Origin of the sequence: Streptomyces abikoensis, assembly GCF_014648775.1 — a bacterium.
Lineage (GTDB): Bacteria > Actinomycetota > Actinomycetes > Streptomycetales > Streptomycetaceae > Streptomyces > Streptomyces abikoensis.
This window is the reverse complement of the sequence record NZ_BMRT01000004.1, coordinates 625,508-650,682: the sequence shown is the minus strand read 5'-3', so window position 1 is coordinate 650,682 and position 25,175 is coordinate 625,508. Positions and strand designations below refer to the sequence as shown.

General features: G+C 72.4%; 20 protein-coding genes. 9 read left to right on the top strand and 11 right to left on the bottom strand.

Features of this window, described 5'->3' with window-relative positions:
* Positions 1-77: 77 nt before the first annotated feature.
* Entirely contained in the window at positions 78-410 is a 333-nt protein-coding gene (locus IE096_RS17155; protein WP_229820259.1) for a hypothetical protein, read from the bottom strand.
* Between the two features lie 336 nt (positions 411-746).
* On the opposite strand from IE096_RS17155, the gene IE096_RS17150 reads away from it, so the two are divergent.
* Positions 747-1,268 (top strand): universal stress protein, encoded by a 522-nt coding sequence (locus IE096_RS17150; RefSeq protein WP_126918008.1) that lies wholly within the window; start codon positions 747-749, stop codon positions 1,266-1,268.
* Positions 1,269-1,605: 337 nt separating this feature from the next.
* Here IE096_RS17150 and glmS read toward each other — a convergent pair whose 3' ends face one another.
* From glmS to IE096_RS17115, 7 genes are all read right to left on the bottom strand, one after another.
* Complete coding sequence (glmS, locus tag IE096_RS17145; protein WP_126914259.1) at positions 1,606-3,426, bottom strand: glutamine--fructose-6-phosphate transaminase (isomerizing); 1,821 nt, start codon at positions 3,424-3,426, stop codon at positions 1,606-1,608.
* Positions 3,427-3,547: 121 nt separating this feature from the next.
* Entirely contained in the window at positions 3,548-3,823 is a 276-nt protein-coding gene (locus IE096_RS17140; RefSeq protein WP_189452547.1) for a hypothetical protein, read from the bottom strand.
* A gap of 86 nt (positions 3,824-3,909) precedes the next feature.
* Positions 3,910-4,827 carry a DUF4429 domain-containing protein gene (locus IE096_RS17135; protein ID WP_189452545.1) on the bottom strand — a complete coding sequence of 306 codons (918 nt, stop codon included), beginning with the start codon at positions 4,825-4,827 and terminating at the stop codon, positions 3,910-3,912.
* An 86-nt stretch (positions 4,828-4,913) separates the two neighbouring features.
* A complete protein-coding gene (locus IE096_RS17130) occupies positions 4,914-6,077 on the bottom strand; it encodes an acyl-CoA dehydrogenase family protein (RefSeq protein WP_189452849.1) in 1,164 nt (387 codons plus the stop codon).
* A 9-nt stretch (positions 6,078-6,086) separates the two neighbouring features.
* On the bottom strand, positions 6,087-7,025 hold the full coding sequence (locus IE096_RS17125; protein ID WP_189452543.1) for a hydroxymethylglutaryl-CoA lyase: 939 nt from the start codon (positions 7,023-7,025) through the stop codon (positions 6,087-6,089).
* The gene (locus IE096_RS17120; protein ID WP_189452541.1) at positions 7,022-9,100 is read right to left on the bottom strand and encodes an ATP-binding protein; all 2,079 of its coding nucleotides are present in this window, start codon (positions 9,098-9,100) and stop codon (positions 7,022-7,024) included. Before IE096_RS17120 ends, IE096_RS17125 begins: the two co-directional genes overlap by 4 nt.
* An 8-nt stretch (positions 9,101-9,108) precedes the next feature.
* On the bottom strand, positions 9,109-10,740 hold the full coding sequence (locus tag IE096_RS17115; protein ID WP_189452538.1) for a carboxyl transferase domain-containing protein: 1,632 nt from the start codon (positions 10,738-10,740) through the stop codon (positions 9,109-9,111).
* Between the two features lie 89 nt (positions 10,741-10,829).
* Between IE096_RS17115 and IE096_RS17110 the strand changes: the two genes are divergently transcribed.
* From IE096_RS17110 to IE096_RS17095, 4 genes are all read left to right on the top strand, one after another.
* Positions 10,830-11,450 (top strand): SACE_7040 family transcriptional regulator, encoded by a 621-nt coding sequence (locus IE096_RS17110; protein WP_373298141.1) that lies wholly within the window; start codon positions 10,830-10,832, stop codon positions 11,448-11,450.
* Positions 11,451-11,590: 140 nt separating this feature from the next.
* Positions 11,591-12,748, top strand: coding sequence for an acyl-CoA dehydrogenase family protein (locus tag IE096_RS17105; RefSeq protein WP_189452536.1), 1,158 nt, complete (start codon positions 11,591-11,593; stop codon positions 12,746-12,748).
* Positions 12,749-12,792: 44 nt separating this feature from the next.
* A complete protein-coding gene (tesB, locus tag IE096_RS17100) occupies positions 12,793-13,698 on the top strand; it encodes an acyl-CoA thioesterase II (protein WP_189452534.1) in 906 nt (301 codons plus the stop codon).
* 62 nt (positions 13,699-13,760) lie between these two features.
* Positions 13,761-14,003: a hypothetical protein gene (locus IE096_RS17095; RefSeq protein WP_229820257.1), complete on the top strand. Its 243-nt coding sequence runs from the start codon at positions 13,761-13,763 to the stop codon at positions 14,001-14,003.
* A 37-nt stretch (positions 14,004-14,040) separates the two neighbouring features.
* Here the strand turns inward: IE096_RS17095 and IE096_RS17090 are convergent, their stop codons facing one another.
* Together IE096_RS17090 and IE096_RS17085 are read right to left on the bottom strand one after the other, a co-directional pair.
* Positions 14,041-15,474 carry a serine hydrolase domain-containing protein gene (locus tag IE096_RS17090; RefSeq protein ID WP_189452530.1) on the bottom strand — a complete coding sequence of 478 codons (1,434 nt, stop codon included), beginning with the start codon at positions 15,472-15,474 and terminating at the stop codon, positions 14,041-14,043.
* Between the two features lie 61 nt (positions 15,475-15,535).
* Positions 15,536-16,243, bottom strand: a complete 708-nt coding sequence (locus tag IE096_RS17085; RefSeq protein WP_229820256.1) for a hypothetical protein — start codon at positions 16,241-16,243, stop codon at positions 15,536-15,538.
* Between the two features lie 128 nt (positions 16,244-16,371).
* Between IE096_RS17085 and IE096_RS17080 the strand changes: the two genes are divergently transcribed.
* Positions 16,372-17,007: a TetR/AcrR family transcriptional regulator gene (locus tag IE096_RS17080; RefSeq protein WP_189452526.1), complete on the top strand. Its 636-nt coding sequence runs from the start codon at positions 16,372-16,374 to the stop codon at positions 17,005-17,007.
* Here the strand turns inward: IE096_RS17080 and IE096_RS17075 are convergent.
* A complete protein-coding gene (locus IE096_RS17075) occupies positions 17,004-17,792 on the bottom strand; it encodes a phosphatase (protein WP_189452524.1) in 789 nt (262 codons plus the stop codon). The two genes, IE096_RS17080 and IE096_RS17075, sit on opposite strands and share 4 nt — an antisense overlap.
* 185 nt (positions 17,793-17,977) lie before the next feature.
* On the opposite strand from IE096_RS17075, the gene speB reads away from it, so the two are divergent.
* From speB to IE096_RS17060, 3 genes are all read left to right on the top strand, one after another.
* Positions 17,978-18,949 carry an agmatinase gene (gene speB, locus IE096_RS17070; RefSeq protein ID WP_126914246.1) on the top strand — a complete coding sequence of 324 codons (972 nt, stop codon included), beginning with the start codon at positions 17,978-17,980 and terminating at the stop codon, positions 18,947-18,949.
* A gap of 205 nt (positions 18,950-19,154) precedes the next feature.
* A complete protein-coding gene (gene kdpB, locus IE096_RS17065; RefSeq protein WP_189452522.1) occupies positions 19,155-21,263 on the top strand; it encodes a potassium-transporting ATPase subunit KdpB in 2,109 nt (702 codons plus the stop codon).
* 128 nt (positions 21,264-21,391) lie between these two features.
* Positions 21,392-25,144 (top strand): ABC transporter ATP-binding protein, encoded by a 3,753-nt coding sequence (locus IE096_RS17060; protein ID WP_189452521.1) that lies wholly within the window; start codon positions 21,392-21,394, stop codon positions 25,142-25,144.
* The last annotated feature ends 31 nt before the right edge of the window (positions 25,145-25,175 follow it).

Below are 25,175 nucleotides of genomic sequence, written 5' to 3'. Positions count from 1 at the left end.
TGGGAGGGGTTCAGGCCGAGGTGTGAAGTTCGGACCCAAGTTGGCTGAAAATATATGGGTGCAGGCGTGCGAGGAGGTCAGTCGGCGGGGCTACCGGACCCCTGGCGGCGGGCTCCGCGATGGCTCCCCGCGCCCGTCCGGCCGTGCCGGCCCCGGTGCGGGGACGCCTGCTCCGCGGACACCCTGGCGGCAGTGCGCTCGGACTGGCGCAGGAGTGCGTGGCAGACGCAGGTGAGTGCCACCAGACCGGCGGCCGTACCGGCCGCGCCGCCGAAGGACTGACCGCACATCAGCAGGACGACCGGGACCAGGGCACAGCTGAAGGCCGCCCAGCGGACCACATCGCTCACCGGATCGGGGGACGGGCCCTCGGGCGTCTCCTCGCGGGCGAAATCATGGGTTCCGGGCACGGAACGGCTCCCTGCTGGCGGCTGCTGGCGGTACTAACAACGGCCCGCCGGGGGCGTGGGTCACTGGGCAGTGGGTAGCAGGGGGTGTGAGCCCGGGCCATTGCGCTACGCGCCGCGCTCGTGCATGCTCCGGGGAACCGCCCACGGGGCCGCCGGCCCGGCGGGCGGCCTCTGGGCAGGCAGCGACTGTCGCCGTACCCTGGGGGGTAAGCACTTGAAAAGATGAATCCCGGACGGATTTGGCCGTCCAAGATCCATCAGTGGGCGCGCCCCTCGACAACTCCAACCAGTCCACCGCCGATCCCTCGACCAGAGGCTTCCTTCGCCGAGACACCGATGGCCGGTCACGAATTCTCCGAACCCGCGGACCGCAAGCGGATCGCCGATCAGGCGGCGAATCCCGAAGCGGCGGAAGAAACACGTCATTCCTGCGATCCGGCGTTCCGGCACGGCGTCGTGGTGGGCTTCGACGGTTCCATGTCGAGCGAGCGAGCGCTTGCGTATGCAATCGGTATGGCCCGGCGCTCGGGCTCGGGACTGATCATCGTCCATGTGGCCAACCGGCTGCCGACGACCGTCTGGGCGGGCTGCGAGCCGCCGGTCTTCGTGGACGTCCCCGATCACCGCACCGAGGTCCTGGGCCTGGAGCTGGCCTGCGCCGACCATCTCTCCGAGGTCCCCTGGATCCTGGTGGAGCGCGGCGGGGACATCTGCCACGAACTCGAAGAAGTCGGGCGTGAGTACGCCGCCGACGCCATCGTGGTGGGCTCCACCCACGGTCTGGTCGGCCGGATCTTCGGTTCCGTGGCGGGCCGGCTGGCGCGCCGGGCGCAGCGGCCGGTCGTCGTCATCCCGTAGGTGCCGCAGGGAAACGGTTCCGCCGATCCCTTGGCTCCCCCGGAATCTACTCGCGCGTAGAGGTGCCGGTGGCATCCCGCATGGGTACAACTCCGGCAGTACGTCCCAGGGCGTGCCAGGACGTGCCGCCGGACGGGAGGTGACGGTTCCCGGGGCCGGTGGCATCACCGCCGGCGTGAGGGCGACGCCGGCGCGAAAGGAGGCGGCCCTCCCCGCGCGCGTGGTGGCACGCGTGGGGAGGGCCGTTCTCTCGTACCTGTCGCGGACAGGTGCGGACAGGTCCGAGAGGTCTCGTGGGGCCCGCGGCCGGAGCGGCCGGGCGGGCCCGGGGGCCGGACTACTCGACGGTGACGGACTTCGCCAGGTTGCGCGGCTTGTCGATGTCGCGGCCCATGGCCTTGGCCGTGTAGTACGCGAAGAGCTGGAGCGGGATGCCCATGAGGATGGCGTCCAGCTCGTCCTCGTTCTTCGGCACGACGATCGTGTGGTCGGCCTTCTCCTGCTCCCGGTGGGCGACGGCGAGGATGCGGCCGCTACGGGCCTTGATCTCCTCGAGCGCGGCGCGGTTCTTCTCCAGCAGCTCGTCGTCCGGCACGATCGCGACGGTCGGCATCGCGGGCTCGATCAGGGCCAGCGGGCCGTGCTTCAGCTCGGAGGCCGGGTAGGCCTCGGCGTGGATGTACGAGACCTCCTTGAGCTTCAGCGAGGCCTCGCGGGCCACCGGGTAGCCGCGGACACGGCCGATGAACATCATCGACTTGGCCTCGGCGTACTCCTTGGCCAGCTCCTCGATCTGCGCCTCGTTGGCGAGGATCTCCTCGATCTGGCCGGGCAGCTTGCGCAGGCCCTCGATGATCCGCTTGCCGTCGGCGACGGACAGGTCGCGGGTGCGGCCCAGGTGGAGGGCGAGCAGGCCGAAGGAGACCACCATGTTGGTGAAGCACTTGGTGGAGACGACGCAGACCTCGGGGCCGGCGTGGACGTAGATGCCGCCGTCGGTCTCGCGGGCGATCGCCGAGCCGACCACGTTGACCAGGCCCAGGACGCGGGCGCCCTTGCGCTTGAGCTCCTGGACGGCGGCGAGCACGTCGTAGGTCTCACCCGACTGGGACACCGCGATGTAGAGGGTGTCGGGGTCGACGACCGGGTTGCGGTAGCGGAACTCGGAGGCCGGCTCGGCGTCCGCGGGGATGCGGGCCAGCTCCTCGATCATCTGGGCGCCGATCTGGCCGGCGTGGTACGAGGTGCCACAGCCGAGGATCTTCACCCGGCGCACGGCGCGGGCGTCACGGGCGTCCAGGTTGAGGCCGCCGAGGTGCACGGTGGAGAAGCGGTCGTCGATGCGGCCGCGCAGCGCGCGGTCCACGGCGTCGGCCTGCTCGTGGATCTCCTTGTGCATGTACGTGTCGTGGCCGCCCATGTCGTAGGACTCGGCCTCCCACTCGACGGTGGTCGGCTGGGCGGAGGTGCGGGAGCCCTCGGTGGTGTAGGTGCGGTAGTCGTCCGCCTTGAGGGTGGCCATCTCGCCGTCGTCGAGGGTGACGACCTGGCGGGTGTGGGCGACCAGGGCGGCGACGTCGGAGGAGACGAACATCTCCTTCTCGCCTATGCCCAGGACCACGGGCGAGCCGTTGCGGGCGACGACGATGCGGTCCGGGAAGTCGGCGTGGAGGACGGCGATGCCGTACGTGCCCTCGATGTGCTTGACGGCCTCGCGGACCTTCTCCTCCAGCGTGCCGGCCTCGGAGCGGGCGATGAGGTGGGCGAGGACCTCGGTGTCGGTGTCGGACACGAAGGTGAAGCCGTCGGCGGTCAGCCGGGTGCGCAGCTCGGCGGCGTTGTCGATGATGCCGTTGTGGACGACGGCCACCTTCTCCTCGGCGTCGAGGTGGGGGTGGGCGTTGACGTCGTTCGGCGCGCCGTGGGTGGCCCAGCGGGTGTGGGCGATGCCGGTGGTGCCGTTGAAGCGCTTGGGCAGCCGGGACTCGAGCTCGCGGACGCGGCCCTTGGCCTTGGCGGACTTCAGGCCGCCGGTCTTGCCGCCGGCGTGCAGGGCGATGCCGGCGGAGTCGTAGCCCCGGTACTCCAGGCGCTGGAGACCCTCGAGCAGCAGCGGCGCGACATCACGCTTGCCGATGTATCCGACGATTCCACACATAGGTGACCCTCCCAGGTAAAGCGTTCGTGGTGCCCGGTACTACGGCGGCACTCGATGGCGGTTGCGAGGACGGAACGGGGCGGCTGTGCGGACCGGCCCCGGCCGTCGTCGTCCCGGCGGCTCAGCCGTAGACGATGCGGCGCAGTTGCCGCAGTGAGAGCTCGGGTGGTGCCACCGCGCGGTGCGGCAGCTCCCCCGCGATGCGCTCGAAGATCTCCGCGTTGTTCAGTCCGCCGGACTGGAGCTCACGGTGGCGGCGACGCACGAATTCCTCGGCCGTCTCGTCGAAGTACGCCAGCACGTCCAGCACCACCCGGGCGGCCTCGCCGCGCTGTAGCGGCGTGCTGCGCACCAGGTGGTCGACCAGGTCGTCATGGGACATGCGGCGTTCGAGCACCCGTCGATAGTGAGGGGAAGACGAGTCTTTCGCAAGAATCCTGCCCGATTTCGGGCAGGAGTGCGGGGTGCGGAGTGGGAAAAAGGTTAGAAACGCCGCAGGACAGCCTGTTTCGCCGCGGCGAACTCCTCGTCCGTGAGGATTCCCGCGTGACGCAGCTCACCCAGCTCGCGCAGCCGGCGCAGCAGGACGTCGTGATCGGCGGGGGCGGCGGGCCCGGCCGGGGGCGCGCTCTCCGGGGCCTTCGAGAGGCCGAGGGCCGGGGCGGCCGCCGGAGCGACGGCGGACCGCGCGGCTCCGGCGGCGGAGGGGTGCGGCAGCCGGGCGGTCACGGCGGCGGCCACCAGCGCCATCAGCGGGTCCTTCTTGAAGCCGTAGAGCTCGATGGCGTGCGGGTCGTGCTTGGGCGGCGCGTTCGTGGGCGCCTGGGGGACGGTGAAGCGGAGGTAGCCGTTCTCCAGGCCGGCGGAGGGCTGCCACTCCACGGTGGCGATGTCGGCCACGGGCAGGACGCGCGTCCCCGCGGACTTCTTCCCCTCGGCGGTGACCCAGTTCCACTCCAGGCGGACCCGCTCGCCGTCGAAGGAGGCGGTGCCGTCCCCCGCGCTCACCGACAGCGGCACGGCGGGGCCCGGCAGCAGATAGCGGTCCGTGGGGCCGTCCGGCAGCTGCTCCAGCAGCAGGGCGTGGCGCACCTCGTCCACGAAGTACTCCGCGACGCCCGTACGGTCCTGCTCGACCGCGAGCTGATACGGATCCGCCGCCTCCGGAAGCCGGCCGCGGGCGGCCTGGGTCAGCGGGTCGGACCCGTCGCGCAGCCGCAGCCGGAGCCGTCCGCCCTTGCGGGCCGGCTCGAAGGCGACGCCCGCCACCGCGCCCAGCGGAACGGCGAGCTCACCCAGGGTCTGGCGCAGCGGATGCACTCCCCGCTCCCGGCCCGGCACGATGCGTATCGTGTCGCCGTCGAAGGTCCATGTCCCGTCCTTCTGGAGGATCTCAGCCATGGACGGAATTCTCGCAGGCGGGCCGGGGGCGCGGGGCGGGGAGCGGGGGCGTGACAGGGGTGGGCGCCGGGCGGCGGGCGTGGGCGTCAGGCGCCGGGCAGGCCCAGCTCGCGGGCGATGAGCATCCGCTGCACCTCGCTGGTGCCCTCGCCGATCTCCAGGATCTTGGAGTCCCGCCACATCCGGGCCACGGGGTACTCGTTCATGAAGCCGTAGCCGCCGTGGATCTGGGTGGCCTCGCGGGCGTTGGTGACCGCGATCTCGGAGGAGTAGAGCTTGGCCAGCGCCGCCTCCTTCTTGAACGGCTCGCCGTGGACCAGCCGGGACGCGGCGTCGCGCCAGGCGATCCGGGCCGTGTGGGCCCGCATCTCCATGTCGGCGATCTTGAACTGGATGGCCTGGTTGGCGCCGATCGGCCGGCCGAAGGCCTCCCGGGTCCGGGCGTATACGACGGACTCGTCGACACAGCCCTGGGCGAGCCCGGTGGCCAGCGCGGAGATCGCGATCCGGCCCTCGTCCAGTATCCGCAGGAACTGGGCGTAGCCGCGGCCCTGTTCGCCCAGCAGATTGGCGGCGGGCACCCGGACGTCGGAGAAGGACAGCTCCCGGGTGTCCGAGGCGTTCCAGCCGACCTTGGAGTAGGGGGCGGCGACGGTGAAGCCGGGGGTGCCGGACGGCACGATGATCGAGGAGATCAGCGGCTTGCCGTTCTCGGCGTGGCCGGTGACGGCGGTGACGGTGACCAGGCCGGTGATGTCGGTGCCGGAGTTGGTGATGAAGCACTTGGTGCCGTTGATCACCCATTCGTTGGTCGCCTCGTCGAGCCGGGCCGTGGTGCGGGTGGCCCCGGCGTCGGAGCCGCCGTCGGGCTCCGTCAGACCGAACGCGCCCAGCATCTCGCCGGAGCACAGCTTCGGCAGCCACTCGCGCTTCTGCTCCTCGGTGCCGAAGCGGAAGATGGGCATCGCGCCCAGCGAGACCCCGGCCTCCAGGGTGATCGCCACGGAGGAGTCCACCCGGGCGAGCTCCTCCAGGACCAGCCCGAGGGCCAGGTAGTCCCCGCCCATGCCGCCGTACTCCTCGGGGAACGGCAGCCCGAACAGGCCCATGCGGCCCATCTCCCGCACGATCTCGTACGGGAACTCATGGCGCTCGTAGAAGTCGCCGATCTTCGGGGCGACGACCTCGTGGGCGAACTCCTCCACGGTGCGGCGGAGTTCCTCGTGCTCGGGGGAGAGGCGGTGGTCCAGCGACATGGCTCAGGGCTCCTGGTGGGAGAGGGCACGGACGGTGCGGGACGGGCTGGGTCGGCCCAGGTGGCCGGCCATCCAGACGCTGGTGGCGGTGAGACGGCCGAGATCGACCCCGGTGGCGATGCCGAGGCCGTCGAGCATCCACACGAGGTCTTCGGTGGCGAGGTTTCCGGTGGCGCTCTTGGCGTACGGGCAGCCGCCGAGCCCGCCGGCGGAGGCGTCGACCGTGGTCACGCCCTGGCGGAGGGCGGCGAGGGTGTTGGCGAGCGCCTGCCCGTAGGTGTCGTGGAAGTGCACGGCGAGCCGGTCGACCGGCACACCCGCCTCGTGGAGAGCGGTGAGCAGCGCCGTGACATGGCCGGGCGTGGCGACGCCGATGGTGTCGCCGAGGCTCAGCTCGTCACAGCCCAGGTCGAGGAGGCGACGGCTGACCCGGACGGTCTGTTCCAGGGGGACGGCCCCCTCCCAGGGGTCGCCGAAGCACATGGAGAGGTAGCCGCGCACCCGCAGCCCCGCCTCCCGGGCCGTCGCCACGACGGGGGCGAACATCTCCAGCGACTCGTCGACGGAGCGGTTGAGATTGGCCCGGGCGAAGGACTCGGTGGCGCTGCCGAAGACGGCGATCTCCCGGGCGCCGAGGGCGAGGGCGCGGTCGAGCCCCCGCCGGTTGGGCACGAGCACGGGGAGCCGGGCGGGGACGCCGTCGAGCAGCGGCAGCAGCTCCTCGGCGTCGGCGAGCTGGGGCACCCACTTGGGGTGGACGAAGCTCGTCGCCTCGACGGTGTCCAGGCCGGCGGCGGCCAGCCGGCGGATGAACTCCGCCTTGACCTCGGTCGGGACGGTCGTCTTCTCGTTCTGCAGACCGTCGCGGGGGCCCACCTCGTGGATTCGCACCCGGGTGGGGAGGGCGGGGTCGGGGAAGGCCATGGGCAGTCCGTCGATCATGACTTCTCCGCAAGCGCGACCGGGGTGGCATCGGGAGTGACGACCGGGGTGACGACGGCCAGGACCTGGTCCATCGCCACGGTGCTGCCGGGCGTCACGTCGAGCTCGGTGACGGTGCCGGCGTGGGGGGCGGCGATGACGTGCTCCATCTTCATCGCCTCGACGACGAGGAGGCTCTGACCGGCCTCGACCTCGTCCCCCACGGCCGCCTTGACGACGGTGACCGTGCCGGGCATGGGGGCGGTGAGCGTGCCGGCGTGGGCCCCGGCGCCGCCGCCGGTGAGCGCGGCGAGGACGGGGTCGTACGGCACGAGGTGCCAGGTGTCGCCCTGGTGGGCGAGCCACGTGCCGCCGTCGGGCGTGCGGGTGACGGTGAGGGTGCGGGTGGTGCCGTCGAGCTCGACGGTGGTTTGCTCCCCGGATCCCCGGGAGGGCAGCAGCTTCGCGCTGCGTGGGGCGTCCGGCGCGGCCTCGCCCTCGGGGCTCAGCAGGAACTCCGTGCCCGCCGCGGTGTCGCGCACGCGGACCGTGACCGGGGCGTGGCCCGGGGCGCGGAAGTGGTGGGGCGTCCAGGCGGCCTCGCCGCCGAGGCGCCAGCCGCTCGGGACCGAGAAGGGGTCCACCCAGGTGGGGGTTCCGGTGGGGGACAGCTCGCGCTGGCGCAGCAGCCCACCCGCCACGTACACCTCCTCCGGCACCTCCGCCGGAACGAGCGTCGCCGCGTCCCGGTCGACCAGGCCCGTGTCGAGGTCGCCCGAGACGACGGAGGGGTGCGCCAGCAGCCGTCGCAGGAAGCCCACGTTCGTGTCGACGCCCAGGACGACCGTCTCCGCGAGGGCGGCCCGCAGGCGGCGGAGGGCCGTGGCCCGGTCCGGGCCGTGGGCGACGACCTTCGCGAGCATGGGGTCGTACGACGTGCCGACCTCCGCGCCCGCCACGAGCCCGGAGTCCACCCGGATGCCCTCGCCCGACGGCTCGCGCAGTGCCAGGACCGTGCCCGCCGAGGGCAGGAAGTCGACGCGGTCGCCGCTCACCCGGGCGGTCTCGGCGCAGACGCGCGCCTCCACCGCGTGCCCCGTGAGCGTCACGTCCTCCTGGGCGAAGCCCAGCCGCTCGCCGGCCGCGACCCGGATCTGCCACTCGACCAGGTCCAGCTCGGTGATCAGCTCCGTGACCGGGTGCTCGACCTGGAGACGGGTGTTCATCTCCATGAAGTAGTACGAGGACGGATCGCCGCCCGGGACGATGAACTCGACCGTCCCCGCGCCCGTGTAGCCGCAGGAGCGCGCGGCCTGCGCGGCGGCCTCGCCCATCGCGGCGCGCGTGGCCTCGTCCAGCAGGACGCTGGGCGCCTCCTCGATGATCTTCTGGTGGCGGCGCTGGAGGGAGCACTCGCGCTCGCCCAGGTGGACGACGCCGCCGTGGCCGTCGGCCAGCACCTGGATCTCGATGTGCCGGGGGCGGTCGATCCAGCGCTCCACGAGCAGGGTGTCATCGCCGAACGACCCGCGCGCCTCGCGCCGCGCGGCGGCGATCTCCTCGCCGAGCAGCGCCGCGTCGCGCACCAGCCGCATGCCCTTGCCGCCGCCGCCCGCGGACGGCTTCAGCAGGACCGGCATCCCGATCCCGTGCGCCGCGTCGGCCAGTTCGGCGTCCGTCAGGCCGCTGCCCGTCGAGCCCGGTACGACGGGCACGCCCGCCGCCCGGACCGTCTCCTTCGCCCGGATCTTGTCGCCCATCAGCTCGATCGCCCCGGCGGGCGGGCCGATGAAGACGAGCCCCGCGTCCGCGCAGGCGCGGGCGAAGGCCGCGTTCTCCGCGAGGAAGCCGTAGCCGGGGTGGACGGCCTGCGCGCCGGTGCGGGCGGCGGCGTCCAGCAGGCGCTCCACGGACAGATAGCTCTCCGTGGCGGCCGCGGGGCCGATGCGCACGGCGGTGTCGGCCTCGCGGACGTGCCGGGCGTCGGCGTCGGCGTCGCTGAAGACGGCGACGGACCGGATGCCGAGTGCGCGCAGCGTACGGATGACGCGTACGGCGATCTCGCCCCGGTTGGCGACAAGGACTGTCTCGAACATGCTCCGCCTCACATCCGGAAGACGCCGTAGCCGGGCGCCGCGCCGTCCCTGGCGGGAAGCGGGGCGTTGGCACAGGCGGTCAGGGCCAGGCCCAGCACCTGCCGGGTCTCCAGGGGGTCGATGACTCCGTCGTCCCACAGCCGGGCGGTCGCGTAGTAGGCGTTGCCCTGGGTGTCGTACTGCTCGCGGATCGGCGCCCGGAAGGACTCCTCGTCCTCCGCGCTCCACTCCTCGCCGCGCGCCTCCAGCTGGTCGCGCTTGACGGTGGCGAGCACGGACGCCGCCTGCTCGCCGCCCATCACGGAGATCTTCGCGTTGGGCCACATCCACAGGAAGCGGGGCGAATAGGCCCGGCCGCACATGGAGTAGTTGCCCGCGCCGTAGGAGCCGCCTATGACGACCGTGAGCTTCGGGACGCGGGTGCAGGCGACGGCCGTGACCATCTTGGCGCCGTGCTTGGCGATGCCGCCCGCCTCGTACTGCCGGCCCACCATGAAGCCGGAGATGTTCTGGAGGAAGAGCAGGGGAATGCCGCGCTGGTCGCACAGCTCGATGAAGTGGGCGCCCTTCTGGGCGGATTCGGAGAAGAGGATGCCGTTGTTGGCGACGATGCCCACCGGGTGGCCGTGGATCCGGGCGAAGCCCGTCACCAGCGTCTGCCCGAACTCCGCCTTGAACTCGGCGAATCGCGAGCCGTCGACGATCCGGGCGATGACCTCGCGGACGTCGTACGGGGTGCGGGAGTCCACCGGGACCGCGCCGTAGAGGCCCGCCGGGTCGGCCTTGGGCTCCTCGACGGGCTCCACCGGCCACGGCGGCGCGCCGCGCTCGGGGAGCGTCGAGACGATCGTCCGGACGATGCGCAGGGCGTGCTCGTCGTTCTCGGCGAGGTGGTCGGTGACGCCCGACACCTTCGAGTGGACCTCGCCGCCGCCCAGCTCCTCGGCGGTGACGACCTCGCCCGTCGCGGCCTTCACCAGCGGCGGGCCGCCCAGGAAGATCGTGCCCTGGCCGCGTACGATCACGGCCTCGTCGCTCATCGCCGGGACGTAGGCGCCGCCGGCCGTGCAGGAGCCGAGGACCGCCGCGATCTGCGGGATGCCGGCGCCGGACATCCGGGCCTGGTTGTAGAAGATCCGGCCGAAGTGCTCGCGGTCGGGGAAGACCTCGTCCTGCATGGGCAGGAAGGCGCCGCCGGAGTCGACCAGGTACAGGCACGGGAGCCTGTTCTCCAGGGCGATCTCCTGGGCGCGCAGGTGCTTCTTGACGGTCATCGGGTAGTACGTGCCGCCCTTGACCGTGGCGTCGTTGGCGACGATCACCGTCTCGCGGCCGGAGACCCGGCCGATGCCCGCGATCACACCGGCGGCCGGGGCGGCCCCGCCGTACATCCCCTCGGCGGCCAGCGGGGCGATCTCCAGGAAGGGCGAGCCGGGGTCGAGCAGGGCGTCGACGCGGTCGCGCGGCAGCAGCTTCCCGCGCGCGGTGTGCCGCGCGCGGGCCTTCTCGCCGCCGCCCAGCCGGGCGGTGGCGAGCCTGCCGCGCAACTCCGCCGTCAGCTCGCGATGGGCGGCCTCGTTGGCCCGCCAGGCGTCGGACGCCGGATCGGCGGCGCTCCCCAGCACCGGTGCCTGCTGCATGGACTCGAGCTCCCTTGCTCGGTTAATGAGCGTTAACACAGTGCCTTCAGGTTAACGACCATTAACGCCCGCTGTCTAGAATTACCTTCGTGAAAGACGCTGTGAGCACCCCCCGACAGGCCCCGGCCCCCCTCTCCCGCCGCGAGCAGATCCTGCGGGAGGCCGCCCGGCTCTTCGCCGAGCGCGGCTTCCACGGCGTGGGCGTGGACGAGATAGGGGCGGCGGTCGGCATCAGCGGCCCCGGGCTCTACCGCCACTTCGCCGGCAAGGACGCGATGCTCGCCGAGCTGCTGGTGGGCATCAGCGGGCGGCTCCTCACGGGCGGCCGGCGGCGCGTCGCCGAGGCCGCGGAGGCGGGCGCGGACCCGGCCGAGGTGCTGGACTCGCTCATCGACGGCCACATCGACTTCGCCCTGGACGACCGGGCGCTGATCATCCTCCACGACCGGGAGCTCGGCCAGCTCCGCGACAGCGACCGCAAGCTGGTGCGCTCGCTCCAGCGCCAGTACGTGGAGCTGTGGGTCGACGTCGTCCGCCGGCTCCACCCCGGCACCCTGGAGGTCGAGGTACGGGCCGCCGTCCACGCCGTCTTCGGCCTGCTCAACTCGACCCCCCACCTCGGCCGCCCCGGCGCCCTCCCCGCCCGCACGGCCATGGCCGCGCTGCTGCGCCGCCTGGCGCACGGCGCGCTCGGCTCCCTGGCGGGCTGACGAGCACATCTGGACAGCCTTGGTGACCGGCCGGTAGCTTCCGCTGAGCAAGCGCTTATACAGCAGCGCTTGTACAGCAAGCGCTGATGCGGCGAGCGCCCCACGGCGAGCGCTGCCACAGCCCGAGCGGGGAGGCCGCTGTGCGACGCACTGTCTTCACCGAGGACCACGAGGCGTTCCGGCGGACGATCCGCGACGTCATCGCCGCCGAGGTGGTGCCGCACTACGACGAGTGGCGCGCCGCCGGGGCCGTCCCCCGCGCGTTCTACAAGAGGCTCGGCGAGCTCGGCGTCTTCGGCATCGAGGTCCCCGAGGAGTACGGCGGCGCGGGACAGCGCTCGTTCAAGTTCCAGGCCGTCGTCACCGAGGAGTGCGCGCGTGCGGGCGTCAGCTTCGGTGCCGCCGGCGCCCACACCGCCCTCTGCCTGCCCTACCTCCTCACATACGGCACGGAGGAGCAGAAGCGGCGCTGGCTGCCCGGCTTCGTCTCCGGCGAGCTGATGACCGCCATCGCCATGACCGAGCCCGGCACCGGCTCCGACCTGGCCGGGATGCGGACCACCGCCCGGCTCTCCGAGGACGGCACCCACTACGTCCTCAACGGCGCCAAGACCTTCATCACCGGCGGCGTCCAGGCCGACCGGGTGCTCGTCTGCGCCCGTACGGCCCCGGCCACCGCCGAGGACCGGCGCGGCGGCATCTCCCTCCTCGTCGTGGACACCTCCTCGGAGGGCTACGCCGTCGGCCGCACGCTGGAGAAGCTCGGCCTGAAGGTCTCCGACACCGCCGAACTCTCCTTCACCGACGTCAAGGTGCCGGTCACGGACCTCCTCGGCGAGGAGGGCGCGGCCTTCGGCTACCTCACCCACAACCTCCCGCAGGAGCGCCTCGGCATCGCCGTCGGCGCGTACGCCCAGGCGGCCGCCGCCGTCGCCTTCGCCACGGAGTACGTCCGCGACCGCACGGTCTTCGGGCGGTCGGTGGCCTCGTTCCAGAACACCAAGTTCGTCCTGGCCGACTGCCGTTCCGAGGTGGACGCGATGCAGGCGGTCGTCGACCGGGCCCTGGAGGCGCACGACGCGGGCGAGCTGACCGCCGCCGACGCCGCCTCCGCCAAGCTCTTCACCACCGAGCGGGCGGCCGTCGTCGTCGACAAGTGCCTCCAGCTCCACGGCGGTTACGGCTACATGATGGATTACCCCATCGCCCGCCTGTACGCGGACACCCGCGTCACCCGCATCTACGGCGGCACGAGCGAGGTCATGCGCTCGATCATCGCCAAGTCGATGGGCCTGTAGGGCCCGCCGCGACAGCACGGACACCCGTTAAGGACCACCGGCACATGAACGAACCCCTCACCATCGAGCCCCCCGCCCCCCTCGACGAACTCCTCGGCCTGCTCGACCTCGAGCGGATCGAGGAGGACATCTTCCGCGGCACCACCTCCCGGCCCGTGCTCGTGCCGCGCGTCTTCGGCGGCCAGGTCGCCGCGCAGGCGCTGGTCGCCGCCGGACGTACCGTCCCGGCCGACCGGCACGCGCACTCCCTGCACTCCTACTTCCTGCGCCCCGGCGACCCCGCGGTGCCCATCGTCTACACCGTGGACCGCATCCGCGACGGCTACTCCTTCACGACCCGCCGCGTCGTCGCCGTCCAGCACGGGCAGCCGATCTTCCACCTCTCCGCGTCCTTCCAGACGTACGAGGAGGGGCTGGAGCACCAGGAGCCGATGCCGCCGGCACCGGACCCGCTGACCCTCCCCACGGCCGCCGAGATGCTGCCGCACTACGCCCATCACCTGGGCGGCCAGGACGTCGTCGAGCGCATCCTGGAGGCGCGCGGGGCGGTCGACCTGCGCTACGCGGAGGAGCCGACGTTCGCCCGCGTGGGCGAGCCGCGCGAGCCCAAGTCGCAGGTTTGGTTCCGGACGAACGGCAAACTGGCGGACGATCCACTGCTGCACATCTGCCTGGCCACGTACGTCTCCGACATGACGCTGCTGGACTCGGTGCTGCTCGCCCACGGGCGCGGCGGCTGGGCCATCGGCGACGTCGTCGGCGCGAGCCTGGACCACGCCATGTGGTTCCACCGCCCCTTCCGCGCCGACGAGTGGCTGCTCTACGACCAGGAGAGCCCCACCTCCCAGGGCGGCCGGGGGCTGGCGAGGGGGCGGATCTTCACCCAGGACGGGCGGCTGGCGGTGTCGGTGATCCAGGAGGGGCTGATACGCGTCCCGCGTGGTCGTTAGGCGGATGACCCGCCCTTTACCCTCGGGGGACCGATCCGCAAGCGATCCACCGGGGGGATCCCATGCCGCGCACGAACACGCCCATGCCCAGTGTCGTACGGGCGCTCCTGATAGCCATGGGTGTCCTCGTCATCGGCATCGGCGCGGTGCTGCTGTTCGTCTGGCACACCCACATCGTCGACCGCACCGGCGCGTACCGGCTGGTGGCCGGGCTTGCCCTGCGGGCCACGGAGGCCGCCGTGCTCTACGGCGGCTCCTGGCTGGTCGTCCGCGGCTGGAACGGCGGGCCCCGGCCCCGGACCTAGTCCGGGCGGCCCGCCGTCGGGCCGTGGGTTTCGGCTGTCAGGCCGTGGCCTTCGCCGTGGCGCGCACGCCGAAGTGGACGTAGCGGCTGCCGTCGGCCAGCGCGTAGAAGACCACCGGGATCCAGCCGTCCTTCTCGTTGCGGCGGCCGGCGAAGACCGTCCTCGACGGGCTGTCCGAGACCGGGGTCAGATTCCAGACGAGGGGGTCGAAGGTGCCCGCCAGGCCGTCGGCGCCCTCGTACGTCAGCCGGAGGACGCCCTCGCCGGAGGGACCTTCGCCAAAGGGGCGGTCGGCGATGGTCATGAGGAAGCCCTCGCGCTTGTACGTGCCGGTGAACGGGGCCGTGTTCACCACCGGAGGCTCCTCGGGCGGCCCGAACGCCGGCATGGAGATCCCGGCGAGCTCGGCGGTCAGTTCGCGGCAGAGCGTCTCGTAGACCTTGGGCGCGGCGCTGCCGCCGTTGGTCAGGAGGGCCACGGCGAGACCCTTCTCGGGGATGGCGCGCAGGTAGGCGAGCTGCCCGAACGTGCTGCCGTCATGGCCGAAACCGCGCGCGCCGTCCCACTCGAACAGCCCCCAGCCCAGGCCCCAGTGGGCACCGAGGAACCACTCGTCGGGCATCGCGACCTCGCGGTTCAGCATGGCCTCCACGGCGGCGGACGAGAGCACCCGCGTCCCGTCCGGTGCCGTGCCGCCGTCGATGAACAGCCGGGCGAACCGCACCACGTCGCCGGCGGTGGCGCTGATCCCGCCGTAGGGGCCGGCGGAGCGGGGCAGCATGTTCCACAGCGGGGTGGGGACCGGGTCCTCGCCGGGCTCGCCCATGTGCCCCATCGCCGCGCGGAAGCGCAGCACTTCCTCGGGGAGGGTCATGGTGCGGTCGAGCCCGAGCGGGTCGAGGAGCAGCTCCTTGAGCGCCTCGTCCCAGGTCCTGCCGGTGACGACCTCGATGATCCGGCCGAGGACGTTGTAGCCGGTGCTGGAGTACGACATGGTGGCGCCGGGCGGGTTGGTCATGCCGACGTTCCGCGCGCTTTCGACATAGCGGGCCAGGCAGTCGTCGCCGCGGCCCGTGTCGTTGACGTGGTCGCCTTCGATGCCGCTGGTGTGGTTGAGCAGCTGGCGCGGTGTGACCGTACGGGACGCCTCCGCGTCGGCGACGGCGAAGTCCGGCAGGACGTCCACGACGGGCGCGTCCAGGTCGAGCTTTCCGGTGTCGGCGAGCAGCACCGCGAGCGCGGCGGTGTAGCCCTTGCTGACCGAGCCGATCTGGAAGACCGAGTCCGTGGTCGTCTCGACGCCGGTCCCGGTGTGCAGGATGCCGCTCGCCAGTTCGTGGATCTCGCCGTCGGCGAGTACGGCCAGGGCGGCGCCGGGGACGTGGTGGGCGGTCAGGAGCTCGTCGAGCCGGGCCTGCCAGCGGGCGGTGTCGAAGGGCTTCGGCACTTCAAGGTGCGCGTTCTCGGACATGCGGCTTTCCCCCAGTGGTGGTCAAGTGATGTTGACAGGGTCCGTGACTGGTCGTCCGTGACTAGTCGGCCTGCCGCGGCCGCCTGCCCGCGAACCCGGCCAGCGCGGCCATGGTCGTCCGCGGGGGCCGGCGGAGGTCGCGGTCGGGGTGGATCAGACGGCCGCCCAGGGCGCGGACCAGGAGGCCGAGGACGAAGCCGTACACCGTCACCGTGCCGTGCCCGTTGGACTGGGCGAGCCACATGCCCAGGCCGAGCACGGGTGCGGCGATCGCGAGGAGCACGTCCTTGCGCTCACGGCCGCGCAGCAGGAGGGCGGCGGCCAGGGTCGCGGCGAGGAAGTACGTCGCTCCCGAACTCCCCGCGAAGTTCCGGGGATCGGTGCCGCCACCGGTCTGGCCGAACAGCGCGTCGATGTGCTCAGGCAGCAGGATGCCCGCGGCGAACAGGCCCACCATCAGGGGCCCGCCCCAGAACCACTCCGCGAGGGCGGCGATGACGGCGAGGGTGGCGATGTTCCACGCCCCGCCGAGGAACCCGCCGTTCTGCATGAAGACGGAGGTGACCACGCGCCACCAGCCCGACTTGCTCGGGTCGCTGTCGAAGGCGTCCATCGCCCCCGACCAGCAGAGCTGTGTCACGACTCCGGCGAGCGCGATCGCGGTCAGGCCGACCGCGGCCCAGGGGATCCGGCGCCGGCCCACGGTGTCCTGCCCGACGAGGGCCAGACCTCCGTTGAGCATCAGAACCATCAGTGCCGCAGTGGTCACGTTGAACAGCATCGCGCCCATCGCCACCAGCCCCCCTCGAACGCCGAATGTTTGTGCTGGACACGACATTAGTCGGGGAGGCGGCCAGTTTCAAACACTGTTTGAAAATTGCGGCTAGGGTGATCCCCATGAAGCTGACCGCAGACCGGATCATCGACGCGGGCATGGCCGTCTTCGCCGAGTCCGGCTACCACGGGTTGTCCATGCGACAGGTGGCGGAGCGCCTCGGCGCCCACGCCGGGAGCCTCTACTACCACGTGCCCAGCAAGAGCGCGCTGCTCCAGCTGATGGCCGACCGGGTCGCCCGGCAGGCCTACGACGCGGGCAGCGCCGCGCTGGCCGCGCTGCCCGAGGGGGCGGGCTGGCAGGCCGGTATCGAGGCCCAGGCGGTGACGCTGCGGCGGAGCATCCGGCGGCACGCGGGCGGCGCGATCATGTTCGCCGACAGCCCGAAGATGCTCAGTGGCGGGGCGCTGTCGCTGATGGAGCGGCTGCTGCGCACCCTGAGCGACGCCGGTGTGCCCGACGAACACCTCGTCGTCGCCGCCGACACCCTGCTCAGCCACGTCACCGGCTACGTGCTCCAGGAACAGAGCGAGCCGCCCGCCCTCCCCGTCACCGAGGAGGACGTCGCCGGCCTCCCCGAGCGCTTCCCCCTGACCCTGGCCGCCGCGGCCGCCTACGACCAGGAGGAGAAGTTCCTCCGGAGCGTACGGATGCTCTGCGCCGGGATCGCGACGCTGATCGAGCCGGGCGACGCCTAGCCCTGCGCCAACCCCGCCGCGCTCAGCAGGTACGCCGTCATCGGCTCGTAGAAGCGCGGGTCGGCCACGTGGTCGTCCAGCGGCACCGCCACCTGGAGCGTGCCCTCCGCCTCGGCGAGGAACAGCGCCGGGTCGTTGCAGTCCGCGAAGCCCACCGCGTCGATGCCCTGCCCCGCCGCGCATCCTGCCCAGCCGTGGTCGGCGACGACCAGGTCCGGCAGCGGGCGGCCCGCCTGCCGCAGCCCGTCGAGGATCGCGGCCATGGGTGCGGGGGAGTGGGTGTGCCAGAGCGTCGCCCCGCGTTCGAAGACGGCCACGTCGGCGACCTGGTACACCGAGCCCTCGTCCGCGCGCAGCCCGCTGGGGATCGCGACGATCTCGCAGCCCGCCGCCCGCAGCGCGGCCGCCGTCGTGCGGTGGACGTCCAGCAGCCCGCCCGGGTGGCCGGTGGCGAACAGCACCCGCTGCCGCCCCTCCGCCGCCTTCCGCAGGAACGCGGCCATCCGCTCCAGCGCGGCCACGGTCAGCCGGGGGTCGATCGTGTCCTGGCCCATCCGGTGCTCGAGGTCGTCGTTGACGCCGCAGCGCTCCGCCATGACCGCCAGCACGTCCTGCTCGTCCGTCCAGCGGTCGCCGAACTCCAGCCCGAACCAGTAGTGCCGGTCGCCCTGGGCGAGCCTGCGGTAGTGATCGAGGTTGTTCTCGCGGGGGGTGGCGACGTTCCCCGCGATACGCGTACGGACGAGGTGATCGATCAGTTCGGCGGGGCTGGGTGGTATCGGCATGGGCTCATTCTCCCCCGGGATGCGCGATGGACGCCGTGTCCATATGCAGAGGCCGGACCTTCAGTTCCGTACATGTGCGGAATCCGCCTCCCTGCCTACCCTCGGGTACGTCCAGACCCTCCGCTCCGACGTTGACGCGAACGTGACCCGTCGGCGCCCCGTCCGTGATCCGAGAGGCCCCCCGCATGAGCACCCCCGCCCCCCGTGAACCGCGCGGCCCCGTCGACTCCTCCCGCATCCCGCGCTACGCCGGCCCCGCCACCTTCGCCCGGCTGCCCCGCCTCGACGAGGTCGGCACCACCGACGTCGCCGTCGTCGGCGTGCCCTTCGACACCGGCGTCTCCTACCGGCCGGGCGCCCGCTTCGGCGGCAACGCGATCCGCGAGGCCTCGCGCCTGCTCCGCCCGTACAACCCGGCCCAGGACGCCTCGCCCTTCGCCCTCGCGCAGGTCGCGGACGCCGGTGACATCGCCGCGAACCCCTTCAACATCGACGAGGCCGTCGAGACCATCGAGGCCGCGGCCGACGACCTCCTGGGCACCGGCGCCCGCATGATGACGCTCGGCGGCGACCACACCATCGCGCTGCCGCTGCTGCGCTCGGTGGCCAAGAAGCACGGCCCCGTCGCCCTGCTCCACTTCGACGCCCACCTGGACACCTGGGACACCTACTTCGGCGCCGAGTACACCCACGGCACGCCGTTCCGCCGGGCCGTCGAGGAGGGCATCCTCGACACCTCCGCGCTCTCCCACGTCGGTACGCGCGGCCCGCTGTACGGCAAGAAGGACCTGACCGACGACGAGAAGATGGGCTTCGGCATCGTCACCTCGGCGGACGTCATGCGCCGCGGCGTCGACGAGATCGCCGACCAGCTGCGCCAGCGCGTCGGCGACCGCCCGCTGTACATCTCCATCGACATCGACGTCCTGGACCCGGCCCACGCGCCCGGCACCGGCACGCCGGAGGCGGGCGGCCTGACCTCCCGCGAGCTGCTGGAGATCATCCGCGGGCTGTCCTCCTGCAACCTCGTCTCCGCCGACCTGGTGGAGGTCGCCCCGGCCTACGACCACGCCGAGATCACCTCGGTCGCGGCGTCGCACGCGGCGTACGAGCTGACGACGATCATGTCGCGCCAGATCGCCGCCGCCCGCGGCTGACCCACGGGGGCCTTGCCCCGGACCTTGTCCTCAAACGCCGGACGGGCTGACAAAGTCAGCCCGTCCGGCGTTTGAGCGTAAAGACGGCGTAAGTCCCGGGCCGGGGCACGACAAGGCCGCGTAAGGAAGCGTTCACGGAGTGTGCCGGAGCGGTTGGGTGAGGTGATCGTTCCACCTCGCCGACCCGTCGAAGGCCACTCCGCTGATGCTGTACCGCGCCCCCGAAAAGGCCGTCCGGAACCGCCACCGCCGCGTCGCCGGCGGTCTCGTCGACCCCAAGCAGCTCGTCGCCTGTCTCCCGGACGCCGTCCGCAAGCTCCACCCCCGGGTGATGGTCCGGCACCCCGTGCTGTTCGTCGTCGAGACCGGCTCCGTCCTGACCACGCTCTCCGCCGTCCTCGACCCGTCCGTCTTCACCTGGCTGATCAGCGTCTGGCTCTGGCTCACCGTCGTCTTCGCCAATCTCGCGGAGGCCGTCGCCGAGGGCCGGGGCAAGGCCCAGGCCGAGTCGCTGCGGCGCACCCGTGGCACCACCGCGGCCCGGCGGCTGCGCACCTGGAAGGTGAGCATGGACCGCCGGGACTGGGAGGAGGAGCGGGTCCCGGCCGCCGAACTGCGGCCCTACGACTTCGTGGTCGTCGAGGCCGGCGAGCTCGTGCCCGGTGACGGCGAGGTCGTCGACGGCGTCGCGGCGGTGGACGAGTCGGCGATCACCGGCGAGTCCGCGCCGGTGATCCGGGAGGCCGGCGGCGACCGGGCCGGCGTCACCGGCGGCACTATGGTGCTCTCCGACCGGATCGTCGTACGGATCACCTCCCGCGCCGGCAACACCTTCCTCGACCGCATGATCGCCCTGGTCGAGGGCACCAGCCGGCAGAAGACCCCCAACGAGCTGGCGCTCAACATCCTGCTCGCCTCGCTCACCGTGATCTTCATCCTGGCGGTGGTGTCGCTCCAGCCGATGGCGAGCTGGTCGGGCGCCCCGCAGAGCATCACCGTGCTCGTCGCCCTGCTGGTCACCCTGATCCCCACGACCATCGGCGCGCTGCTCTCCGCCATCGGCATCGCCGGCATGGACCGGCTCGTCCAGCGCAACGTCATCGCGCTGTCGGGCCGGGCCGTCGAGGCGGCGGGCGACGTCAGCACCCTGCTGCTGGACAAGACCGGCACCATCACCCACGGCAACCGGCGGGCCGCCGCGTTCGTCCCCGTCAAGGGCATCGCGCACGAACTCCTCGCCGACGCCGCCCAGCTCTCCTCGCTCGCCGACGAGACCCCCGAGGGCCGCTCCATCGTCGAGCTCGCCAAGCAGTACGGGATCCAGCACCACAGCGGCGACTTCACCCACGGCCGGTTCGTGCCCTTCTCCGCGCAGACCCGGATGAGCGGGGTGGACTTCTCCTTCGACGGGGACTTCTGCCGCATCCGCAAGGGCGCCGGGAGCGCGGTCGCCGACTGGGTCGCCCGGCGCGGCGGGCACGTGCCCGAGGAGGCCCACTGGATCGCCGACTCCATCGCGGCCGAAGGCGGCACCCCCCTCCTGGTCGCGGTCGAGGACCCGGAGGGCATCCGGGTGCTGGGCGCCGTTCATTTGAAGGACGTCGTCAAACCCGGGATCGGCCGGAGATTCGCCGAACTCCGCGCCATGGGGATCAAGACCGTCATGGTGACCGGCGACAACCCGCGCACCGCCAAGGCCATCGCCGCCGAGGCCGGTGTCGACGACTTCATCGCCGAGGCCACCCCCGAGGACAAACTGGCCCGCATCCGGGCCGAGCAGGCGGGCGGCAACCTCGTCGCCATGACCGGCGACGGCACCAACGACGCCCCGGCACTGGCCCAGGCGGACGTGGGCGTGGCCATGAACAGCGGCACCTCGGCCGCCAAGGAGGCCGGGAACATGGTGGACCTGGACTCCGACCCCACCAAGCTCATCGAGATCGTCGAGGTCGGCAAACAGCTGCTGATCACCCGAGGGGCGCTCACCACCTTCTCCATCTGCAACGACGTCGCCAAGTACTTCGCGATCGTCCCCGCCATGTTCGGCGGCGTGGCGGGCTACGAGGGCCTGGAGAAACTCAACGTCATGGGCCTCCACAGCCCGACCTCCGCCATCGCCTCCGCGATCATCTTCAACGCGCTCGTCATCGTCGCCCTCATCCCGCTCGCCCTGCGCGGCGTCCGCTACGCCCCCTCGTCCGCCCACGCCCTCCTCCGGCGCAACCTCGGCGTCTACGGCCTGGGCGGGCTCGTCGCCCCGTTCCTCGGCATCAAGCTCATCGATCTGCTGCTCCAGTTCGTCCCGGGCATGTGACGGGCGCGGGAACGGGCGTGGGAACGGGCGTGCGAGCCCGGATTTTTGTTGCGGCGGGATGAAATCCGCAGCCCAGAGCGTTGGGGCCTTCCGTCAGAACAGGGAGCGGGAGACAGCGGAGGTCTCGGGTGGCCGCGACGGACACGACCGGACAGGGCTGGGCCAGGCGGCTCACGGGATACTGCTGGCGCTACCGCGGAGCGGTGCTGCTGGCGCTCGGTTCCTCCCTCGCCGGGATGGCCGTCATGGCGCTCGTCCCCCTCATACCCAAGCTCATCATCGACGACGTCATAGGCAGCCATCAGCGCCCCCTCGCCCCCTGGGCGACCCTGCTGATCGTCGCGGCGGTGGTGGTCTACGGCCTCACCTACGTCCGCCGCTACTACGGCGGACGCCTCGCCCTCGACGTCCAGCACGACCTGCGGACCGAGATGCACGAGGCGATCGCCCGCCTCGACGGCAAACGGCAGGACGAGCTCTCCACCGGCCAGGTCGTCGGCCGGGCCACCAGCGACCTCCAGCTCGTCCAGAGCCTGCTGTTCATGCTGCCGATGATGATCGGCAACATCCTCCTCTTCGTCATCTCGCTCGTCGTGATGGTCGCCCTCTCCCCGCTGCTGACCGTCGTGGCGCTCGCCGTCGCCCCCGCCCTCTGGTACATCGCCCGGCGCAGCCGCGCCAAGGTCTTCCCCGCCACCTGGTACGCCCAGGGCCAGGCCGCCGCCGTCGCCGGCGTCGTGGACGGCGCCGTCACGGGCGTACGCGTCGTCAAGGGCTTCGGCCAGGAGGCCCAGGAGGCCCGCAAGCTCCGCGAGGTCGGCCACCGGCTCTTCGCCGGGCGGATGCGCGCCGTCCGGCTGAACTCCCGCTACTCCCCGGCCCTGCAGGCCGTGCCCGCCCTCGGCCAGGTGGCCATGCTCGCCCTCGGCGGCTGGATGGCCACCCGCGGCCAGGTCACCCTCGGCACCTTCGTGGCCTTCTCCACCTACCTCGCCCAGCTGGTGGGCCCCGTGCGGATGCTCACCATGGTCCTCACGGTCGGCCAGCAGGCCCGCGCCGGCGTGGAGCGCGTCCTGGAGCTCATCGACACCGAGCCGGCGGTCCAGGAGCGCCCCGACGCCCGCGAACTGCCCGCGGACGCCCCCGCCACCGTCGAGTTCGACGACGTCACCTTCGGCTACGACCCCCGCCGCCCGGTCCTCGACGGCGTCACCCTGCGCGTCGAGCCCGGCGAGACCGTCGCCGTCGTCGGCGCCTCCGGCAGCGGCAAGTCCACCCTCGCGCTGCTCCTGCCGCGCTTCTACGACGTCACCGGCGGCGCCGTGCGCGTCGGCGGGCAGGACGTCCGCGAGCTGACGCTGTCCTCGCTGCGCGCCGCCATCGGGCTCGTGCCGGAGGACAGCTTCCTGTTCTCCGACAGCATCCGCGACAACATCGCCTACGGCGTGCCCGATGCCACGGACGAGCAGGTCCGGACCGCCGCCCGGGCCGCCCAGGCGGACGGCTTCATCTCCGCGCTGCCCGACGGCTACGCCACCAAGGTCGGCGAGCAGGGCCTGACCCTCTCCGGCGGGCAGCGCCAGCGCGTCGCGCTGGCCCGCGCCATCCTCACCGACCCCCGGCTGCTGCTCCTGGACGACGCGACCTCGGCGGTCGACGCCCGGGTGGAGCACGAGATCCACGAGGCGCTGCGCGGGGTCATGGCGGGCCGTACGACCCTGCTGATCGCCCACCGGGCCTCGACCCTCGCCCTGGCCGACCGCATCGCGGTCCTGGACGGCGGCCGCCTCGTCGACGTGGGCACGGCCGAGGAGCTGCAGGAGCGCTGCGCGCGCTACCGCGAGCTGCTGACGGACCCCGACGAGCTCGCGGGCGTCCCGCACGACCCGGCGGGCGCTGTGCCCGCCTTCGGCGGCGAGGCCCTCGCCACCGGGCTCGCCGAGCCCGTCACGCCTCTCGACGGGCAGCGCCGTGCCGTCGACGGCGTCACCCCGCACCTGTGGGTCCGCAAGGCCGCCGACGACCCCGCGCGGGAGCACGGCGCGCTCGCCGGGATGCCCGCGACGCCGGAGCTGCTGGCCCGGGTGGCGGCGCTGCCCCCGGCCACCGACACCCCGGACGTCGACGAGGAGCGCGCCGCCCGGGTCGAGGAGTCGTACGGCCTGCGGCAGCTGCTGCGCGGCTTCGGCGGGCCGCTGGCGGTGAGCCTGCTGCTGGTGGCCGTCGACGCGCTCGCGGGCCTGCTGCTGCCCGTCCTGATCCGGCACGGCATCGACCAGGGCGTCCAGCGCCTGGCGCTCGGCGCCGTCTGGGCGGCCTCGGGGCTCGCGCTCCTCGTCGTCCTCGGGCAGTGGGCGGCGCAGGTCGGCGAGACCCGGATGACGGGGCGCACGGGCGAGCGCGTCCTCTACGCCCTGCGCGTGAAGATCTTCGCCCAGCTCCAGCGGCTCGGGCTGGACTACTACGAGCGCGAGCTCACCGGCAAGATCATGACGCGGATGACGACGGACGTCGACGCCCTGTCGTCGTTCCTCCAGACCGGTCTGGTCACCGCCGTCGTCTCCGTCCTGACCTTCTTCGGCATCCTCGTCGCGCTCGTCGTCATCGACGTCCAGCTGGCCCTGGTCGTCTTCGCCACGCTGCCGCCGCTGGTCGTCGGCACGGTCTTCTTCCGCCGGCAGAGCGTCAAGGCGTACGAGCTGGCCCGTGAGCGCGTCGGTTCCGTCAACGCCGACCTGCAGGAGAGCGTCGCCGGGCTGCGCGTCGTGCAGGCGTTCCGCCGCGAGGAGTCCGGCGCCCGGCGGTTCGCCGAGCGCAGCGCCGAGTACCGGCAGGCGCGGGTGCGCGGCCAGTGGCTGATATCGGTGTACTTCCCGTTCGTGCAGTTGCTGTCGTCCGTCGCGGCGGCGGCCGTGCTGATCGTGGGCGCGGGCCGGGTGGGCGACGGGACGCTGACGACGGGCGCCCTGGTGGCGTACCTGCTCTACATCGACCTGTTCTTCGCGCCCGTCCAGCAGCTCTCCCAGGTCTTCGACGGCTACCAGCAGGCGACGGTGTCGCTGGGCCGGGTGCAGGGGCTGCTGCGCGAGCCGACGACGACGCCGGTGGCCGAGCGGCCGCGCGAGGTGCGGGAGCTCAAGGGCGAGGTCGTCTTCGACGACGTCCGCTTCCGGTACGGCGGCGAGAAGGGCGAGGCGCTGGCCGGGATACGGCTGACGATCCCCGCCGGGCAGACGGTGGCCTTCGTGGGCGAGACGGGCGCGGGCAAGTCCACGCTGGTGAAGATGGTCGCGCGGTTCTACGACCCCGTCTCCGGCGCCGTCCTCGTCGACGGCCAGGACCTGCGCGAGCTGGACCCGGTCTCCTACCGGCACCGCCTGGGCGTCGTCCCCCAGGAGTCGTACCTCTTCCCGGGCACCGTGCGCGACGCGATCGCCTACGGCCGTCCGGACGCGAGCGACGCCGAGGTCGAGGCGGCCGCGCGGGCGGTCGGGGCGCACGAGATGATCGCCACGCTGACCGACGGCTATCTCCACGAGGTCGCCGAGCGCGGCCGCAACCTCTCCGCCGGACAGCGGCAGTTGATCGCCCTGGCCCGCGCCGAGCTGGTGGACCCGGACATCCTGCTGCTGGACGAGGCCACCGCCGCCCTGGACCTCGCCACCGAGGCGCTGGTCAACCAGGCCACCGACCGGCTGGCCGGGCGCCGTACGACGCTCGTGGTGGCGCACCGCCTGACGACCGCCGCGCGCGCGGACCGCGTGGTGGTCCTGGACGGCGGCCGGGTCGTCGAGGACGGAACCCACGCCCAACTGCTGGCCCTGGACGGGCGGTACGCGGCGCTGTGGCGGACGTTCACCGGTGAGACGGTCGCGGTCTGAGGCCGGCGGCGGCCGGCGCGGGAGGGAGCTC

Coding starts and splice junctions, on each gene's coding strand:
- IE096_RS17150 (WP_126918008.1), top strand. CDS start 747: ATGGCCGGTCACGAATTCTCCGAACCCGCGGACCGCAAGCGGATCGCC.
- glmS (WP_126914259.1), bottom strand. CDS start 3,426: ATGTGTGGAATCGTCGGATACATCGGCAAGCGTGATGTCGCGCCGCTG.
- IE096_RS17135 (WP_189452545.1), bottom strand. CDS start 4,827: ATGGCTGAGATCCTCCAGAAGGACGGGACATGGACCTTCGACGGCGAC.
- IE096_RS17125 (WP_189452543.1), bottom strand. CDS start 7,025: ATGATCGACGGACTGCCCATGGCCTTCCCCGACCCCGCCCTCCCCACC.
- IE096_RS17120 (WP_189452541.1), bottom strand. CDS start 9,100: ATGTTCGAGACAGTCCTTGTCGCCAACCGGGGCGAGATCGCCGTACGC.
- IE096_RS17115 (WP_189452538.1), bottom strand. CDS start 10,740: ATGCAGCAGGCACCGGTGCTGGGGAGCGCCGCCGATCCGGCGTCCGAC.
- tesB (WP_189452534.1), top strand. CDS start 12,793: ATGAACGAACCCCTCACCATCGAGCCCCCCGCCCCCCTCGACGAACTC.
- IE096_RS17095 (WP_229820257.1), top strand. CDS start 13,761: ATGCCGCGCACGAACACGCCCATGCCCAGTGTCGTACGGGCGCTCCTG.
- IE096_RS17090 (WP_189452530.1), bottom strand. CDS start 15,474: ATGTCCGAGAACGCGCACCTTGAAGTGCCGAAGCCCTTCGACACCGCC.
- IE096_RS17080 (WP_189452526.1), top strand. CDS start 16,372: ATGAAGCTGACCGCAGACCGGATCATCGACGCGGGCATGGCCGTCTTC.
- IE096_RS17075 (WP_189452524.1), bottom strand. CDS start 17,792: ATGCCGATACCACCCAGCCCCGCCGAACTGATCGATCACCTCGTCCGT.
- speB (WP_126914246.1), top strand. CDS start 17,978: ATGAGCACCCCCGCCCCCCGTGAACCGCGCGGCCCCGTCGACTCCTCC.
- kdpB (WP_189452522.1), top strand. CDS start 19,155: ATGCTGTACCGCGCCCCCGAAAAGGCCGTCCGGAACCGCCACCGCCGC.